Origin of the sequence: Apilactobacillus timberlakei (assembly GCF_002993965.1) — a bacterium.
Taxonomy (GTDB): domain Bacteria; phylum Bacillota; class Bacilli; order Lactobacillales; family Lactobacillaceae; genus Apilactobacillus; species Apilactobacillus timberlakei.
The window spans coordinates 35944-53552 of the sequence record NZ_POST01000002.1; the positions used below are offsets into that span (position 1 = coordinate 35944).

A 17609-nucleotide genomic window follows, 5' to 3' on the forward strand; every position below is an offset into this window, starting at 1 on the left:
TATGTTAAAATTAACCATTGAATTATTTGATCGATTAGGAGGAAAATTCCATGACAGAAAATTCTGATAATAAGGGAATTAAAATTTTTTCTTTAAGTTCTAATAAGCCTTTAGCTGAAAAAATTGCTAAAACATGTGGAGTTGAACTGGGAAAAGCTACAATTAAAAGATTTAGTGATGGCGAAATTAAAATTCAAATTGATGAAAGTATCAGAGGTGATTCTGTTTATATTATTCAGTCAATGTCTGATCCTATCAATGATAATGTCATGGAACTATTTATTATGATTGATGCTGTTCGTAGAACTAGTGCTAAATCCATCAATGTTGTTATTCCTTATTATGGATATGCTAGATATACAGCTAAGAAGCGTGAACGTAAGCCAATTGTTGCTAAATTAATTGCATCTGTTTTGGAAAATGATGGCATTGATCGTGTTGTAACTTTAGATTTACATTCTCCACAAATTCAAGGTTTCTTTAATAAACCTGTTGATAATCTTAAAATGGATAAAATTATGTCTAATCATATGAAAAAAAATTATAATTTAGATAATGCAGTAGTTGTATCACCAGATCATGCTGGAGTTGCTCGTGCTAGGGGCTTTGCAGGTTTAATAGATTCACCAATTGCGATTGTTGATGACCGTGATCCTGGCAACGTAAAGCATATTCCCACGTTTGTTATTGGTAACGTTAAAGATAAGATTGCAATTATTGCTGATGATATGATTGATACGGGTAACGGTGCAATTAAAGCTGCTAATGTTTTGGCAAAGCATGGAGCCGCTAAAATTTATGTTGTTAGTACTCATGGAGTTTTTGCCAAAGATGCTTTAGAAAGAATTGAGCAATCACCAATTGAAAAGGTAATTGTTTCTGATTCTATATATCTTGATAATTCTAAAAAGACTAACAAGTTAGATATTGTTTCAGTTGCTGATTTAATCGGAAATGCAATTACTAGAATTCATGAAAATAAGTCAGTAGGTAAATTATTTAAATAAAGTTTTGTAAGCATCTGATTAAATCGGGTGCTTTTTATTTTAATTCGATATGATTTTCTGCTATACTATTTTTTGTTATAAATTATGGTAGGTGATAAATAGTGAAGTGGAAAAAATCAATTGTAGGAATGGCAACTGCTGCTTTGGCATTAGTCTTGGTAGCATGTGGTAGCCAAAATGCTCAAGATAAGCAAATTAGTAATAAAGAATTAAATTTAAGTTATCCAACTGAAATATCTTCAATGGATAATACCAAGGCTTCTGATGCTTCTAGTTTGACTATGTTATATCATACAACTGAAGGATTATATCGATTAGGTAAGAATGATAGTATCGATAATGCCTTAGCAAAAAGTTACAAAGTGTCTAATGATGGGAAGCAATACACTTTTAATTTAAGAGAAAATGCAAAATGGTTAAATGGAAAAAATGTTACTGCTAATGATTTTGTTTACTCATGGCGTCGAGCAGCTGATCCAAAATCAGCTTCTCAATATGCATATTTATTTGGACAAATCCGAAATTATGATGCTATTCAAAAGGGTCAAATGAGTCCTGATAGTTTAGGTGTTAAATCCGATGGTAATTATAAATTAGTAGTTAACTTAAATAAACCGGTCCCTTATTTTAGAAGACTTTTATCATTCCCAGTATTTTTCCCATTGCAACAATCAGTAGTGGATAAATATGGTAAATCATATGGTGAAAATAGTTTAAAGACTAATTCTGATGGTCCATTTATCTTAAAGAAATGGAATGGAACTAATGAAAATTGGCAATTAGTTAAAAATAATAAATATTGGAATGCAAAAAATGTTCATTTACAAAAGATAAATGTTTCTGTTGTAAAGAACCCAAGTACTTCATTAAATTTATTCCAACAAGGTAAACTAGATATTACTCCACTAAACGGTGATCAAGTAGTTAATTATAAGAACTCTAAAGGATTTAAATCATTTACTGGTGGAGCAACAGTTTATATGTTGTTGAACCAAAAGAAAAATCCTATTTTGAGAAATGAAAATGCTAGAAAAGCCTTATCAATGGCAATCAATAGAGATGAATTATCTAATAATGTTTTACGTGACGGTTCAGTTCCAGCCAAGGGATTAGTTCCATCTAAACTTGCAAACATGAAAGCTAATAATAAAGGCAAGACATTTGGTGAACAATCTTATGTTAAAGATGCAGTTTCATATAATTTAGATAAGTCTAAATCTCTTTGGCAAAAGGCTATGAAAGAAGAAAAAATGTCTTCTGTTAAACTATCATTATTAACTGCGGATGATGATCAATCAAAAGCTAATGCTGAGTTTTTACAAACTCAATTAAATAAATTACCAGGATTATCAATCAATGTTACTTCAATTCCTGATAAGACTAGAATGAGTCGTCAAGATAATGGTCAATTTGATATTGCTGTTAATAAATGGGGAGCTGACTTCTCAGATCCAATTAACTTTTTACAATTATTTGAATCTAATAACTCAATGAACTTTTCTAAGTGGAGTAATCATGATTATGATAACTATATAAACATGTCTAATAATCGTGATGCTAATGATTCTGGAAAACGCTTTAATGATTTAGTAAACGCTGAGAAAATATTAATGCAAAATCAAGGAGTTATTCCATTGTATCAACCTGCTACTGCAGAATTATGGAATACACATATTGATGGGTATATTTGGAATCCAGCAGGTATGAGTAGAAATTGGATTAATATTAACATTAAGTAAATAAAAAGCCTTTAACATATTATTGTTAAGGGCTTTTCTTGACTTTAGATAAAAAATCATTTTAAACTGTTTATAGTCTCTAATTAATAAATGAGGGTGATTATTATGTATAAAGCTTCAGATAAACGCTATGATAATATGAAAGTACGTCGAGCAGGTAATTCTGGATTACAATTACCTGCATTATCATTTGGAATGTGGCATAGTTATGGGGATGATGCCAATTTTAAAGATAGTGAAAAAGCAATGCTTAATGCATTTGATAAAGGAATCTTTAGTTTTGATTTAGCTAATAATTATGGACCTGGTTCTGGTGCAGCCGAAAGAATGTTTGGTCAAGTTTATCGTGCTGATTTAAAACCTTATCGTGATGAATTAGTTATTACTACTAAGGCTGGTTATCATATGTGGCCTGGACCATATGGATCATTCTCTTCTAAAAAGACTTTAGTTGCTGCAATTGATCGCTCATTAAAACGTATGGGACTGGATTATGTTGACATATATTATAGTCATAGATTTGATCCTAATACTAGCTTAGAAGAAACTGCTGAAGCACTTGATGGAATTGTAAAGTCAGGTAAAGCTTTATATGCTGGTATTTCTAATTATAATGGCGAACAAACTAGAGAAATTATTAAATACTTTAAGGAATTGCATACACCATTTGTTGTTAATCAAATGTCATACAATTTATTAAATAGACAAGTTGAAGAAGATGGGACTATTGATGCATTGAAAGAAAATAAAGATGGTTTGATAGCCTATGGTCCACTTGCAGAAGGTGTATTAACTGATAAATATTTAAATGGAATGCCTGAAGAGCTTAAATTACACTTTACAAATAGTTTTATGTTGAATGATAAAGATAATGTAGTTGAAAAACTTAATAAATTAAATCATTTAGCTAAAAATCGTGATCAAAGTCTTGCCCAAATGAGTTTAGCTTGGTTATTACATGATCCTGTAGTAACTAGTGTTGTTACTGGTGCTTCTAAGCCAGAACACTTAGATTCTAATTTAAAAGCTTTAGATAATTTGCATTTTACTCCTGATGAATTAGATGAAATAAATAATATTTTAAAAAAATAAGCTTTAATTAAAGTTATGTCTTTTTAGACATAACTTTTTTATATACAAAACATTATTTATTACGTTATAACATAAAACTATGTGATTTTTATATAAATTTAAAGGAGAGATAAAATGGGGAGTTCCTAAAAAAATTAAATCTATATGAATTAATTTTTTTAGTTATATGTTTAATAATTGGTGGGAAAATTTTTAATTTAATGAATAATATTTCTGCTAATGCTGGAACAGGGGGGTACTATTGGTTGGATTATAACTGGAATAGGAATGTTATCATTAGCTTTCACTTTTTAAAATTTAATAAATAAACGACCAGACTTACAAGTAGAAGTTTATAGTTATGCAGAAGCAGGATTTTGAAATTACATGGGATTTAATTCTGCATGGGGATATTAGTTGTCAGTCTGGCTAATGAGAATATTAGTCATATAAAAAACACCTCCGAATTATATTATTTTACCAAATTAAAATAATAATTTATCGAAAGTGTTTTTATTTATCTGTTTAATATAGTTCCCATCGAAGATGCTTTTTTATATAATAAAAGGGTATTTTATTGTTTTATAATCAATATCATAAAAGCGACTGCCAAGATTATCGCCATCTACTTTACCATATTCCAATGAAGGAATAGATAGGTGTATATTATTTCCATAAAAATTATGAATTGATTTTGATTTATGATTTTGGCCAATTAATATTATTAGAATTGTATATATTAATTTAAATATATTTCTTTTTTCTATTATTGATAATTTTAATGACTTTCCTTTATCATTATTTTGCATTTTGTTTTCTACTGAACAAAATATTGCTTTTTTAAAACTATATTTTGTTGAATCCACTTTTACATTTGTATTAAAAGAATCAATATTGTATAGCATTGGAATCAAAGTGATTAAGTGTTTTAATCTATGCAGCTTGTTATTACCATTTTTAGGATCTGTATCAAGCCCTATAATTATTTGATTGATAAAAATACCATTTTCTTGTTTTATGTTTTCCTTAAAGCTTCCAATACTAATTTTTTGAAATTTATCGTTGTTTATTATATTTAGAAGATTTTCTTTCCAGTCTAACTTATTATCATTATTAGATTTAACAAATTTATTGTTTTTTCCAAATGGTAGGATTCCTATTGGAATATTAGGAGTCTTTTTATCATTAATGACTGAACTTAACACTTCATTGATGGTTCCATCTCCACCAATTATAATTATGCATTTAGGAAATTTGTTTTCTTTATGCCATTTATTTAAATAATAATGCATAATTGATTTTGCATGATTTATTTTCCTTGTAATTCTAAGTTTATAGTTAGTTTTATTAGATTCTAATATATTTTTTATTTTAGGCCAATTCTTTTGAGCTTTTCCATTATTAGCTTTGGGATTCAAAATTATTAGGTAATCTGAAGGCAATTTATTTTCTCCTTTTTTGTTTAATGAAAAAGGGCGAATTCTATTAAGAATTCGCCTTTTAAATAAGATTAGACAATTATTTTGTATTCATTATAAGCATTGGTAAAATTAATGGATGTCTTTCAGTCTTATTATATAAGAATTCTTGCAAGTCTTCTATAATTGCATTTCTAATACTAGATTCATTTGCATTTCTATTACGCATAGCTCTTCGAATAGTTCTAAATACTAAACGTCGACCTTCATCTAATAACTGACCAGACTCTCTCATATAAACAAATCCTCTTGATAATAAATCAGGGCCTGATTGAATTTCTTGATCTTTTAAATTAATAGTTGCAACAACGACTACAAGACCTTCTTCAGATAATAATTGACGATCACGAAGTACCACATTGCCAACATCACCTATACCATTTCCATCAACATAAACATCTCCGGAAGTGAAATGACCAGCTATTCTTGCTGAATCCTTAGTTAGGGCAAGAACATCACCATTTTGCATAATAAAACTGTTCTTTAATGGTACTCCACATTGTTCGGCCAATTTTGTATGAATTTTTAACATACGGTATTCACCGTGAATAGGCATAAAGAATTTAGGTTTCATTAATCTTAGCATTAATTTTTGTTCTTCTTGACCACCATGTCCAGAAGTGTGTATTTTATTAATTTTACCATGAATAACTTTGGCTCCAGCTTCTTCTAACTCATTAATAACTCTATTTACACTTATTTTATTTCCAGGAATAGGGTTACTTGAAAATACAACAGTATCATTAGGTTGTATTGAAATTTGTCTATGAGTTCCATTAGCTATTCTTGAAAGGGCAGCCATTTGTTCACCTTGTGAACCTGTACATAATATTAATGTTTTTTCAGCAGGCAATGATTGAAGTTCTGATGCATCAACGAATGTATCATCTGGAACATCTAAATAACCTAATTCTTTACCATTCACAATTGCTGCTTCCATACTACGACCAAAAACAGCTATCTTTCTACCATGTTTGATGGCAACATCACATGCAGTTTTAATTCTGGAAATATTTGATGCAAATGTAGCAAATATTATTCTGCCAGTTTCTTCATCAAATATATGTTTAACTGCATGACCAATCCAGTTTTCAGATTTAGTCCAGATAGGACGCTCGGCATTTGTACTATCCGACATTAAACATAGTACACCTTCTTGTCCAAGGCGAGCCATTTCTTGTAAATCAGGTGGCTGTCTTGTGACAGGGGTCAAATCAAATTTATAATCACCAGTTTCAACAATTACACCAGAAGGTGTATGCACAGCGATTCCAATTGTATCAGGAATTGAATGTGTCGTTCTAAAAAACGAAACCTTGGTTTTATTAAATTTAAGCACACTCTTAGGTGTAATTTCATGTAATTCAGTTGTTCTTAATAAGCCATGTTCTTCTAGCTTACTTTTTATCAATGCTAGCGCTAATGGACCAGCGTAAATTGGAACGTTTAAGTCTTTGATTAGATAAGGCACACCACCAATATGATCTTCGTGACCATGGGTGATAACTAAAGCTTTAATCTTATCCTTATTTTTAACTAGATATTGGTAATCAGGAATAACATAATCTATTCCTAATAAATCATCTTCCGGAAATTTAATTCCAGCATCAATTAAAATAATTTCATCCTGGAATTGAACTCCGTAAGTATTTTTACCAATTTCGCCAAGTCCACCAACGCCATAAATAGCAGTTTCATTATTTTTGACGTTTAGTTTATTCATAATTATTTAAACTCCGTGATTTTAAAATCTGGGCTTTTTTGTTCATAAGCCAAGTGATTTCCTTCTAAAGGTTCGATAAATTCAATGTTATGATCAGTGTTCTTATCTACCAATTCTCTTGCTTCAACTTCTGTTTTACAGTCTAGATAAAGAGAATTAGTAAATTCCCTTTTTGGATTAGACTTTGTGTTTTCTTGATATAAAACTTTGAATATCATTTTAATAACTCCTTTTATGTTTTTTAACCGTACGATTGTGCGACTGCACAAATGATTAAGTTAATTTTATCATAGAAATTTTAATAAGTATAGTAAGCAGAAAAACGATAATAATGTTAAAATTTGATCTATATTAAAATAAATTAAGAGGTGAAATCAATGTTAATTTTTGAAATGATAGTTGGTTTTATCACAGCAATCATTATTTATAACGTTATTCATCATTTCTTTATTACAAGGCCTATTGATATAGGTAATAAAGAAACTATAAATGTTTTAGATGACTTTATTTATCATTTAAATGATAATTTAGATAATACTTTAAATATTGTTGAAAGAAATAATAATTCTGTAGTATGGGGAAGAAACATATATGATTATGAGTATATTTTAAAATATACTCATAATCATTTTAATGAAGAGCACCTAAGAATAAATATAAATAGTTTAATAAAAACTTTTAATAATAGTAAAAAATTTAATCATGACGTAATTGTAACTGATTTTTTTATTAGGGATGGTTTAATTCATATTGATTTAGCTTACCTATTAAATTCTGCAACTTATGAATATGTATTGGACATGAAGAAATTAGATAAATAAAAAGCTTGAGGATCATTTAGATTCTCAAGCTTTTTATTATTATTCAACAAATAAGTCGTTTTCTTTCTTAGAGAAAGGATTTTCTTTGTCAATATGATCATAGAATAATGTACCATGTAAATGATCAATTTCATGTTGGCAAACAATTGCAGGATAGTTTTTAAGCCTAATTGTATGTTCCTTACCATTCACATCTTGATATTTTAAAGTAATTCTGGCAGACCTATGAATATATCCTTCAAAATCCTTGTCTACTGATAGGCAACCTTCACCTTCAATCAAAGCACATCTTTGAACTGAGTTAGATAAAATAACGGGGTTGATGATTACATCCTTAAATATAGGATTTTCATCTTCATCTTCTGCTGGTACTAATACAGAAGCCATCATTTTTGATTCGCCAACTTGTGGTGCTGCAAGACCTACTCCAGCTCTTAGTCCATACTTTTTACATAATTTAGGATCTTGACTTACCTCAAGATATTCCATTAGATTCTTTGCTAGTTGTTTGTCTTCATTACTTAGAGGGAAATCAACTTTTTTTGCTTGTTGTCTAAGTACTTTATTTCCATCTCTAACAATATCTTTCATTAAAAACAAATCATTTACCTCCTTTGTTATTAGATAAATTATATCATAAGCAATTTATATTTGTTCTTTATAATTTTATCAATCGGTTCATTGATATATAATATCATTTGGAGGTGATTTAATGTTAAAAAATTTATTAATAAGTGGAGATAATAAGCGAATTTTAGCTTTTGTTAATTTTTTAATCAGTATTGATTATCCAATTAATTTACATATTTTAAATACGGATTTAAGTGTTAGTATTAATAATTTAATATCTACAGTTTTATGTGATCAATTTAATGTATCAATCTCTGATACAAGTGATTATAGTAATATTGATGGTTTTATTTACTTATATGATTTTCCAGAAAACATTAAGGATGATAATATTGACTTTTTAAAGGAAAAAATATCTAATTTTAGATTGTCTGTTAATGATATAATTGAAAAAGGTTTCACTGGGACAATTATTCTTAATGGATTTAGAGATGACTTATTGAATTATTTTGCTAATAAGTTTACTGGTAAGTCATCTAATTATTTAATAGGTACTGGTACATTACCTAGTACTTTGGTTTTAAAAAATATCTTAAAAAGATATTTTAATGTTGGATCATCAGATATAACAATCAGTATCTTTGGTAATAATATCAATAATTTTATATCTTGGAGTAGATCTTATATTGGACAAACGCCAATTCTTTCTTATTTATCTGATAAAAATAACTTATTTAAAGACGATGTTTTAGATGACATTAATTATCGTTTAGACGTAAAAGCTCTGTCAGAAGATGAGATTTTACAATTTAAATCAATAAAGGATATTTTAGATTCTTTATATTTAGATTTGCCACATATTATGGACTTATCGAACTTAAAATTAAGTAATGGTAAATTGTCATCATTAAGTTCTCCAGTTATTATTAATAATAAAGGATTATATCAATACATAAAGGTTTCATTATCCGATAATGAGGAGTCTACTCTTAATTCAATAGTTGACGAATCAAATATTGTTATAAATGAAATAATTAATGGGAGCAAAAAATAATGAATAATAACTACTCATACCCAATGTTTGAAAGTTGGAATAGGGATGAAGTTTTAACAATGATGAATTTATATACATCTGTAGAAAAAGCTTATGAAGATAAAAATGGTGTTGATAAAAGTTTAATTATTAAGCTTTATAACAATTTTAGATCCATCAATCCTTCTAAGATGGAACAAAAACAATTAGATAGAGATTTCTATCTAATTTCTGGCTATAGTTTATATAAAACTTGGCAAGCTGCTAAAAATAATAAATCAAAGAATGTCAGAATGAATTAGTAATTATTGGAGATGTTATTTTGAATAAAGACTGGCTCAAGATGATGGATGAAAAAATTCAATTCTGGTTACAAATAGCTAGAAAAAATGCTTTAGAATCGGTTAATAAAGACTTGAAGGTTGATACTAAAACTAGTAGAAAAGATTTAGTTACAAACGTTGATAAGGATAACGAACAATTTTTTGTAAGAAAAATTAGAGAAAATGATCCTAATTCCAAAATTCTTGGAGAAGAAGGATTTGGTGATAAATTTAATTCAATGGAAGGACATGTTTGGATAATAGATCCTATTGATGGAACTATGAATTTTGTTAAAGAACGAAATTATTTTGCGATAATGGTTTCATTGTATGTAGATGGAAAAGGTTTATTAGGATATATCTTAGACGTTGTTAATAATGATTTATATCATGGTATATTTGGAAAAGTTTACAGAAATAATGAGCTATTGAATAAACCAGATGATATTCATCTTGATTATGGACTTATGGGGATGAGTGCACCATTATTAATTGAAAATGCATATAATATGCAAACAATCGCTAAACAAAGCGAAGGAGTTAGAATATATGGTAGCGCAGGAATTCAATTAATATCTGTTATAAAGGGTGAATTAGTTGGATATATTTCCCATTTAAAGCCATGGGATATTGCGTCCGGTAGAGTAATGTGTGAAAGCTTAGGTCTCACTGTTACCACTATTGACGGGAATAAGCTCAATATGGTATCATCAGAAACTGTATTGGTAGCGACGAAGATTGCACATAAGGAAATACTTGATTTAGTAAAGTAATGCCTTATGTGTAAATTTATATAAATTAATAACTTGGTCCGAGTTGCTAAGTAAGAGATAAGTGGATACTTCGAAAGGAAGGTAAACATATGAAGACAAGAGACGATATTAGAAATATTGCTATTATTGCCCACGTTGACCACGGTAAAACAACTTTGGTTAACGAATTACTAAAACAATCAGATACTTTAGATGAACACGTTCAAATTGAAGATCGTGCCATGGATACAAATGATATCGAACGTGAACGTGGTATTACAATTCTTTCAAAGAATACTGCTGTTAGATATGGAGACAAACAAATTAATATTTTGGATACTCCAGGACATGCTGACTTCGGTGGAGAAGTTGAACGTATCATGCGAATGGTTGATGGTGTATTATTAGTTGTTGATGCTTTTGAAGGTACTATGCCTCAAACTCGTTTTGTTTTGAAAAAAGCTCTAGAACAACATTTAACACCAGTTGTAGTTATTAATAAGGTTGATCGTCCTGGCTCACGTCCTAGTGAAGTTGTTGATGAAGTTCTTGATTTATTTATTGAATTAGGTGCTGATGAAGAACAACTAGATTTCCCTATTATTTACACTTCAGCTATGAACGGAACTTCAAGTTATGATGATGATTTATCAACTCAAGAACACACTATGAAACCTGTTTTCGATACTATTGTTGATGCTATTCCAGCACCTATCGATAATTCAGATGAACCATTACAATTCCAAGTTGCAATGCTTGATTATGATGATTTCGTTGGCCGTATTGGAATTGGTCGTATTTTCCGTGGAACTATTAAAGTAGGTGACAGTGTTACTGTTATGAAACTTGATGGTTCAACTCAAGATTTCCGTGTTACTAAACTTATGGGATTCTTTGGTCTTAAGAAATTAGACATTAATGAAGCAAAAGCTGGAGATTTAATTGCTATCTCTGGTATGGAAGATATTAATGTTGGTGAAACTGTCGTTGATCCTTCTGCTAAAGAAGCATTACCAATTTTAAGAATTGATAAGCCAACATTACAAATGACTTTTGGTACAAATACTTCACCATTTGCTGGACAAGAAGGTAAATTTGTTACTGCTCGTCAATTAATTGATAGACTAGAACGTGAATTGCATACCGATGTTTCATTACGTGTTGATGAAACTGATGATCCAGGTTCATGGACAGTTTCTGGTCGTGGTGAATTACATTTATCAATTTTAATTGAAAACTTACGTCGTGAAGGTTATGAACTACAAGTTTCACGTCCACAAGTTATTATCCGTGAAATTGATGGCGAAAAATGTGAACCATTCGAATCAGTTCAAATTGATACTCCAGAAGAATACTCAGGTTCAATCATTCAAACATTATCTGAAAGAAAAGGTAATATGCAAAACATGGAAAATGTTGGTAATGGTCAAACTCGTTTGACATTCCTAGCTCCTTCTCGTGGATTGATTGGTTACTCAGCTGAATTCTTATCACTTACTCGTGGATATGGAATTATGAACCATACCTTTGAAAAATACTTGCCAGTTGTTAAGAACTGGAACCCAGGTAGAAGAAATGGTGCTTTAGTTTCAATTAATAAGGGTAAGACTACAACCTATGCTACAATGGGTATTGAAGATCGTGGTACTATCTTTGTTGATCCAGGTACTGAAGTATATGAAGGTATGATTGTTGGTAAAAACAGTCGTGACAATGATATTTCAGTTAATATCACTAAGGGTAAGAAACAAACCAACGTTCGTGCTGCTGGGTCAGATGACACTTCTAAGATTAATGAACCACAACATTTAACTCTAGAAGAATCTCTAGAATTCTTAAATGAAGATGAACTTTGTGAAGTTACACCTGAAAATGTTCGTTTAAGAAAGAGTATTCTAAATACTAATGAACGTGAAAAACAATCAAAACGTAATCGTCATAACAATTAAAAATATTTTAAAGAGTGAGCGATAAGCTCACTCTTTTTTTGTTTATTATTAAATGCAATATGTTTACTATGCTATAATATGATTAATATTAGTAAATTTTTGGAGATGTATTTATGTTTTTTAAACGACATATGTCGAATTTGAGAATTAGTTTATCGACGATGGATTACTATATTTTTGTTCCATATATTTTACTATCATTTATTGGAATTATTATGGTATATTCTTCAAGCTCAAATATTGCAACCCAAAACGGTGGTTCTCCTACGGGATATTTAATTAAGCAAGGTATGTATGTAATTGTTAGTTTGATTCTAATATTATTTTGCTTAATGGGTAACAATAAAATTGTAAGGAATCCTAAATTCTTAGGAATATTTTTATGTTTACTTTTTTTATCGCTTATTTATCTGAAATTTTTTGGACACAGCATTAATGGTGCTGCTGGTTGGATTGATTTAGGTCCTGTACATATTCAACCTGCTGAAGTTGTAAAGATATATATAATATTAAGATTTGCCTCATTTATTACCAAGAAAGAACCTTATTTAGAAAATCATTGGTGGTCAATTATGAGGGGACAGGTTATGACTACTATGGTTTTACTTTTATTAGTTGTTATACAGCCTGATCTTGGTGGAACCATTATTTGTTTTACAATATTGTTTATATTATTACTTTCTAGTGGAATAAATTGGCGAGGAGCATCTTTGCTATTATCTTTATCTTTTGTATTGTCTTATATCATTGTTAGAATATTAGCTTTTATATTTAGAAATGGTACTGATAACTATCAACTGCAAAGAATTATAACTTTTACTAATCCCTTTAAATTTACCCAGGGTAGTGGTGCTCAGTTGGTTAATTCATATTATGCATTAAGTAATGGTGGTATTTTTGGTGTCGGTTTAGGTAATAGTATCCAAAAGACAGGTTATTTGCCTGAACCTAATACTGATTTTATTATGTCAATAATTTCAGAAGAACTGGGTTTAGTTGGTGTATTATTTATTTTATTTTTATTGTTAGTAATTATAGTTAGATGTTTTCAACTGGGAATTAGGTCTCATAATACTTATGATTCATTAATATGCTATGGGCTTGCTTCTTATTTAACTGTTCAAGCTTTTGTTAATGTTGGTGGTGTGACCGGAATGTTACCAATTACTGGTGTTACTTTTCCTTTTATTAGTTATGGAGGATCAAGTATGGTTACATTAGCGCTTTGTATAGGAATGGTACTTGTAATTAGTTCAAAGCAGAAGAAAACAAGACCTAATTTATAAATATTTAATTGGTGGTGATTTGTCTTGGATAATATTTTGGAAGAAAGAAAATCATTAATTGTTTATGTTTATTCAACAAAACAAATTAGACAACTTAAAAAATATGGACTGATTTATTATGTATCATATAAAATGCATTATTTAGTTATGTATGTTAATTCCTCAAATTTTAATATGGTTAAAGAAAAGCTTAAAAAATTAAGGATAGTTAAATCAGTTGTAGATTCTCCATATATCAATCTATATAATCAATTATCTCAAAAAGAAGATATTGATGAACAAAAAGATGATGAGGAATATTAGAAAAGGAGTCCTTTTAATTGCGTGTTATATCTGGAAAATTTGGTAGTAGAAATTTAAAATCAGTTCCTAGTAATAAAACAAGACCTACTACTGACAAGGTTAAAGAATCATTATTTAATATGATAGGTCCTTATTTTAATGGTGGTAACTTCTTAGATTTGTTTGCGGGTTCTGGCGCTGTTGCTATAGAAGCAGTATCAAGAGGATTCGATAAAGCTACTTTGGTTGATAAACAGTATGCTGCTATTAAAACCATTAATGAAAATGTTAATATTACAAAACAAAACCAGTCATTTAATATTTTAAAAATGAATGCTGAAAATGCATTGCAATCATTATCAAATCAAAATGAAAAATTTGATATTATATTCCTTGACCCACCATATAAGGATCAGAAAATGATAAAACAATTGCAAGAAATATATGAATTAAAATTACTTAATGAAAATGGTATTGTTATTTGTGAAACCGATGATAATGTTTCTTTAAGCGATAATGTTAATCATTATCGCTTATCTCAGCAAAAAAAATATGGAATTACAATTATTTCTATATATAACTTACAGGGGTGATTAATGTTATGACGATTGCTATTTTTCCAGGTAGCTTTGATCCAATTACCAATGGTCATTTGGATTTAATTAAGCGAGCTAGTAAACATTTTAACAAACTTATTGTTACTGTTGGAAAAAATACTAGTAAAAACGGATTATTTTCTCTAGATGAAAGAATGAAAATGGTAAAAGATAATGTTGATAAGATAGATAATGTTGAAGTAATGATAGCTGATGGATTGATTGTTGATTTTGCTAAACGTATTTCAGCAAGTGTAATTATTCGTGGCTTAAGAAATGTTAAAGATTTTGACTCTGAAAATGCAATTTCAAATATGAATCATAATTTAGATAATTCCATTGAAACAATGTTTTTAATTGCAAAGCCTTCGTTTCAGGCAGTTTCTTCAAGTTTAATTAAAGAAATTTGTTATTTTAATGGTGATATATCTAATTATGTTCCTAGTAATGTAGAAAAAAGTTTGAAGGAGAAAATGAAATAATTGTTTAAAAATAGAAACAATAGACATATATTAATACTTTCCATAGTATTAATTTTAGGAATAATAGTAATGTTTACTCCATTTTTACCTAAATATATAGAAGGTCCAGGAGATGCCATAAATTTAAAACCAATTATTAATATTGATCATCATTATGATAAAAATAAAGGTAAATTTATGTTGACTACAGTTAGAGAATCTAAAGCATCTCCTGCTAGTTACCTTTATGCTAAAACCAATCCTCATTATTCTATTGAAAATATTGATGATATAACTAATGGCGAAAATAATCAAACCTATATGAAGGTACAAACATTTTACATGATGAATTCTATTAATGAAGCTATATATAACGCTTATCATTATGCCAATCAAAAAGTAACTATGAAGTATAATGGAATATATGTTTTGAACATAGATGATAAATCTAAGTTTAAGAATAAACTATCTGTTGGTGACACAATTATTAGCGTTGATGGACATAAATTTAATAGTTCTTATAATTTTAGAAAGTATATTAATGATAAAAAAATTGGTCAGCGCGTTAATATTGAATTTAATCACGATGGAAAAATAGTGAGCGCTAAAGAACCATTAATTAATTTAATGGGATCCAAACATCCTGGAATTGGTATCATTTTAATTGATAACGATTCAGTTAAACCAGAAATACCAATTAAAATTAATCCAGGTGCTGTTGGGGGACCTTCAGGTGGATTAATGTTTTCTTTACAAATATATGAACAGTTAACTGGGAAAAACATCAGACATGGAGAAAGTATTGCTGGTACTGGAACCATTGATAAAAATGGGAATGTTGGAGAAATTGGTGGAATTGATAAAAAAATTATTGCTGCTAAGAATGCAGGAGCTAAATATTTCTTGGCACCTTATGTTAAACCAACTAAAGATATTTTGAAATTTGAAGAAAACAATATGACCAACTATCAATCTGCAGTTGAAACCGCTAAAAAGTATGCACCTAATATGAAAGTTATACCAGTAACTAATTTTAAAGATGCATTAAACAAATTAAATAATATTTAAAGAACACATTTTTGTGTTCTTTTTTCGTATATATAATTGAAAGGGAGGAAAAGGTGAATAAGACGAAGTTAGAATTCATAATTATTAACATAAAGAAGATTTTAAATGATAATATTAATAAAATTATAATTGTTTTATTATTGTTATTAATTTCTTTAGGATTATCTTTTATAGTTTATGTACAGAAAAGTAATAAAAAGGTTTCATACAATAATTCAATAAGTTTGCAGAATAATAAATCTGATGCTAGTAACAGTTCTTTGAATAATGATATTAATAGTGAAATTTATGTTGATTTGAAGGGAGAAGTTAAACATCCAGGTGTTTATAAGGTTAAATCTGCTGATAGAGTTACCAATGTTATTAAATCTGCTGGTGGTTTTAAAAAACATGCAGATCAAAAAAGCGTAAATCTGTCTCAAAAATTAAATGATCAACAGGTTATTATTGTAAATAAAATAAGTCTAAATAGTGATATTCCTAATTCATCTAATGATGTATCGACTGCTAATTCTAAAAAAGTTAATTTAAATACATCAGATAATAAAAAGCTCCAAGAATTAGACAGTGTTGGTGAAAAAAAAGCTGATAAAATTATAGATTATCGTAATCAACATAATGGCTTTAAAAGTATTGATGAGCTAAAGCAAATTAGTGGGTTTGGTGATAAAACTTTTGAAAAATTAAAAGATTATTTAGAAGTATAATTATTTGATATAATGATAATTAATAATTATTTAGGGGTGAACATAAAATGAGTAAAAAAAGAATTCCTTGGGATCAATATTTTATGTTACAGGCAGTTTTATTATCAACTAGAAGTACTTGTAATCGATTGTCAGTTGGTGCCACTTTAGTAAGGGATCGTAGAATTATTGCTGGTGGATATAATGGTTCTGTTTCAGGTGATGACCATTGTATAGATGTTGGATGTTATATGCGTGATGGACACTGTATTAGAACGATTCATGCTGAAATGAATGCAATATCTCAATGTGCAAAGTTTGGTGAAGCTACTGATGGGGCTGAAATTTATGTGACTGATTTTCCATGCTTACAATGCACTAAAACTTTGTTACAAGCTGGAATTGTTAAGATTAATTATTTAAGGAACTATCATAATGATGAATATGCGAAAGAGTTAATTAAAATGAAAAACGTTAAGTTACATAAAGTAGAATTGAATTCTGAAACTATTAATCAAATTAAATTTAGTTCTTATTTACCAAAATAAATCGAAAAATTATATATATTTCCTGCAATGCTGTGTATATGTATAAGTATTTTATTTTTTGGCAATAAAATTTTAGGAATGATATTGATATTATTATTGTTAATACGTATTTTTGCTTTGAAAGAGATAAAAGTATGTTTATTTTGCATAATATTATCAATATTTTTTTGTTTATTATGTTTTAATGAATATAATAAAGATATTTATTCAGATGCT

The 17609-nt window shown here is 28.8% G+C and carries 19 protein-coding genes; 15 read left to right on the forward strand and 4 right to left on the reverse strand.

Features of this window, described 5'->3' with window-relative positions; translation table 11 throughout:
• Nucleotides 1–50: 50 nt before the first annotated feature.
• From C7N71_RS02180 to C7N71_RS02190, 3 genes are all read left to right on the forward strand, one after another.
• A complete protein-coding gene (locus tag C7N71_RS02180) occupies nucleotides 51–1007 on the forward strand; it encodes a ribose-phosphate diphosphokinase (RefSeq protein ID WP_105987550.1) in 957 nt (318 codons plus the stop codon).
• Nucleotides 1008–1108: 101 nt separating this feature from the next.
• Nucleotides 1109–2746, forward strand: a complete 1638-nt coding sequence (locus tag C7N71_RS02185; protein ID WP_105987551.1) for a peptide ABC transporter substrate-binding protein — start codon at nucleotides 1109–1111, stop codon at nucleotides 2744–2746.
• A 105-nt stretch (nucleotides 2747–2851) separates the two neighbouring features.
• On the forward strand, nucleotides 2852–3838 hold the full coding sequence (locus tag C7N71_RS02190; RefSeq protein ID WP_105987552.1) for an aldo/keto reductase: 987 nt from the start codon (nucleotides 2852–2854) through the stop codon (nucleotides 3836–3838).
• Between the two features lie 533 nt (nucleotides 3839–4371).
• On the opposite strand, the gene C7N71_RS02195 is transcribed toward C7N71_RS02190, so the two are convergent.
• The 3 genes from C7N71_RS02195 to C7N71_RS02205 form a co-directional block, all read right to left on the reverse strand.
• Nucleotides 4372–5259, reverse strand: a complete 888-nt coding sequence (locus C7N71_RS02195) for a diacylglycerol kinase family protein (protein ID WP_157944342.1) — start codon at nucleotides 5257–5259, stop codon at nucleotides 4372–4374.
• Between the two features lie 76 nt (nucleotides 5260–5335).
• Nucleotides 5336–7018 carry a ribonuclease J1 gene (gene rnjA / locus C7N71_RS02200; RefSeq protein ID WP_105987554.1) on the reverse strand — a complete coding sequence of 561 codons (1683 nt, stop codon included), beginning with the start codon at nucleotides 7016–7018 and terminating at the stop codon, nucleotides 5336–5338.
• A gap of 2 nt (nucleotides 7019–7020) precedes the next feature.
• Complete coding sequence (locus tag C7N71_RS02205) at nucleotides 7021–7236, reverse strand: DNA-directed RNA polymerase subunit epsilon (protein WP_105987555.1); 216 nt, start codon at nucleotides 7234–7236, stop codon at nucleotides 7021–7023.
• 159 nt (nucleotides 7237–7395) lie between these two features.
• Between C7N71_RS02205 and C7N71_RS02210 the strand changes: the two genes are divergently transcribed.
• Complete coding sequence (locus tag C7N71_RS02210; protein WP_105987556.1) at nucleotides 7396–7839, forward strand: hypothetical protein; 444 nt, start codon at nucleotides 7396–7398, stop codon at nucleotides 7837–7839.
• Nucleotides 7840–7878: 39 nt separating this feature from the next.
• On the opposite strand, the gene def is transcribed toward C7N71_RS02210, so the two are convergent.
• Nucleotides 7879–8439, reverse strand: a complete 561-nt coding sequence (gene def / locus C7N71_RS02215; RefSeq protein WP_105987557.1) for a peptide deformylase — start codon at nucleotides 8437–8439, stop codon at nucleotides 7879–7881.
• A 112-nt stretch (nucleotides 8440–8551) separates the two neighbouring features.
• Here def and C7N71_RS02220 point away from each other — a divergent pair, with 112 nt between their 5' ends.
• From C7N71_RS02220 to C7N71_RS02270, 11 genes are all read left to right on the forward strand, one after another.
• Nucleotides 8552–9463, forward strand: a complete 912-nt coding sequence (locus tag C7N71_RS02220) for a Rossmann-fold NAD(P)-binding domain-containing protein (protein WP_105987558.1) — start codon at nucleotides 8552–8554, stop codon at nucleotides 9461–9463.
• Entirely contained in the window at nucleotides 9463–9744 is a 282-nt protein-coding gene (locus C7N71_RS02225) for a UPF0223 family protein (RefSeq protein ID WP_105987559.1), read from the forward strand. Before C7N71_RS02220 ends, C7N71_RS02225 begins: the two co-directional genes overlap by 1 nt.
• A 20-nt stretch (nucleotides 9745–9764) precedes the next feature.
• On the forward strand, nucleotides 9765–10538 hold the full coding sequence (locus C7N71_RS02230; protein WP_105987560.1) for an inositol monophosphatase family protein: 774 nt from the start codon (nucleotides 9765–9767) through the stop codon (nucleotides 10536–10538).
• A gap of 89 nt (nucleotides 10539–10627) precedes the next feature.
• Complete coding sequence (gene typA / locus C7N71_RS02235) at nucleotides 10628–12466, forward strand: translational GTPase TypA (RefSeq protein ID WP_105964738.1); 1839 nt, start codon at nucleotides 10628–10630, stop codon at nucleotides 12464–12466.
• Between the two features lie 113 nt (nucleotides 12467–12579).
• Nucleotides 12580–13752: an FtsW/RodA/SpoVE family cell cycle protein gene (locus C7N71_RS02240; protein ID WP_225361868.1), complete on the forward strand. Its 1173-nt coding sequence runs from the start codon at nucleotides 12580–12582 to the stop codon at nucleotides 13750–13752.
• A 24-nt stretch (nucleotides 13753–13776) separates the two neighbouring features.
• Nucleotides 13777–14055 (forward strand): YlbG family protein, encoded by a 279-nt coding sequence (locus C7N71_RS02245; RefSeq protein ID WP_105964737.1) that lies wholly within the window; start codon nucleotides 13777–13779, stop codon nucleotides 14053–14055.
• Nucleotides 14056–14072: 17 nt separating this feature from the next.
• Nucleotides 14073–14627 carry a 16S rRNA (guanine(966)-N(2))-methyltransferase RsmD gene (gene rsmD / locus C7N71_RS02250; protein ID WP_105987561.1) on the forward strand — a complete coding sequence of 185 codons (555 nt, stop codon included), beginning with the start codon at nucleotides 14073–14075 and terminating at the stop codon, nucleotides 14625–14627.
• Between the two features lie 8 nt (nucleotides 14628–14635).
• Entirely contained in the window at nucleotides 14636–15112 is a 477-nt protein-coding gene (gene coaD / locus C7N71_RS02255; RefSeq protein WP_105987562.1) for a pantetheine-phosphate adenylyltransferase, read from the forward strand.
• On the forward strand, nucleotides 15113–16159 hold the full coding sequence (locus C7N71_RS02260; RefSeq protein WP_318530531.1) for a SepM family pheromone-processing serine protease: 1047 nt from the start codon (nucleotides 15113–15115) through the stop codon (nucleotides 16157–16159).
• Nucleotides 16160–16212: 53 nt separating this feature from the next.
• Entirely contained in the window at nucleotides 16213–16866 is a 654-nt protein-coding gene (locus C7N71_RS02265; protein WP_167387714.1) for a helix-hairpin-helix domain-containing protein, read from the forward strand.
• Between the two features lie 47 nt (nucleotides 16867–16913).
• The gene (locus tag C7N71_RS02270) at nucleotides 16914–17393 is read left to right on the forward strand and encodes a ComE operon protein 2 (RefSeq protein ID WP_105964732.1); all 480 of its coding nucleotides are present in this window, start codon (nucleotides 16914–16916) and stop codon (nucleotides 17391–17393) included.
• The last annotated feature ends 216 nt before the right edge of the window (nucleotides 17394–17609 follow it).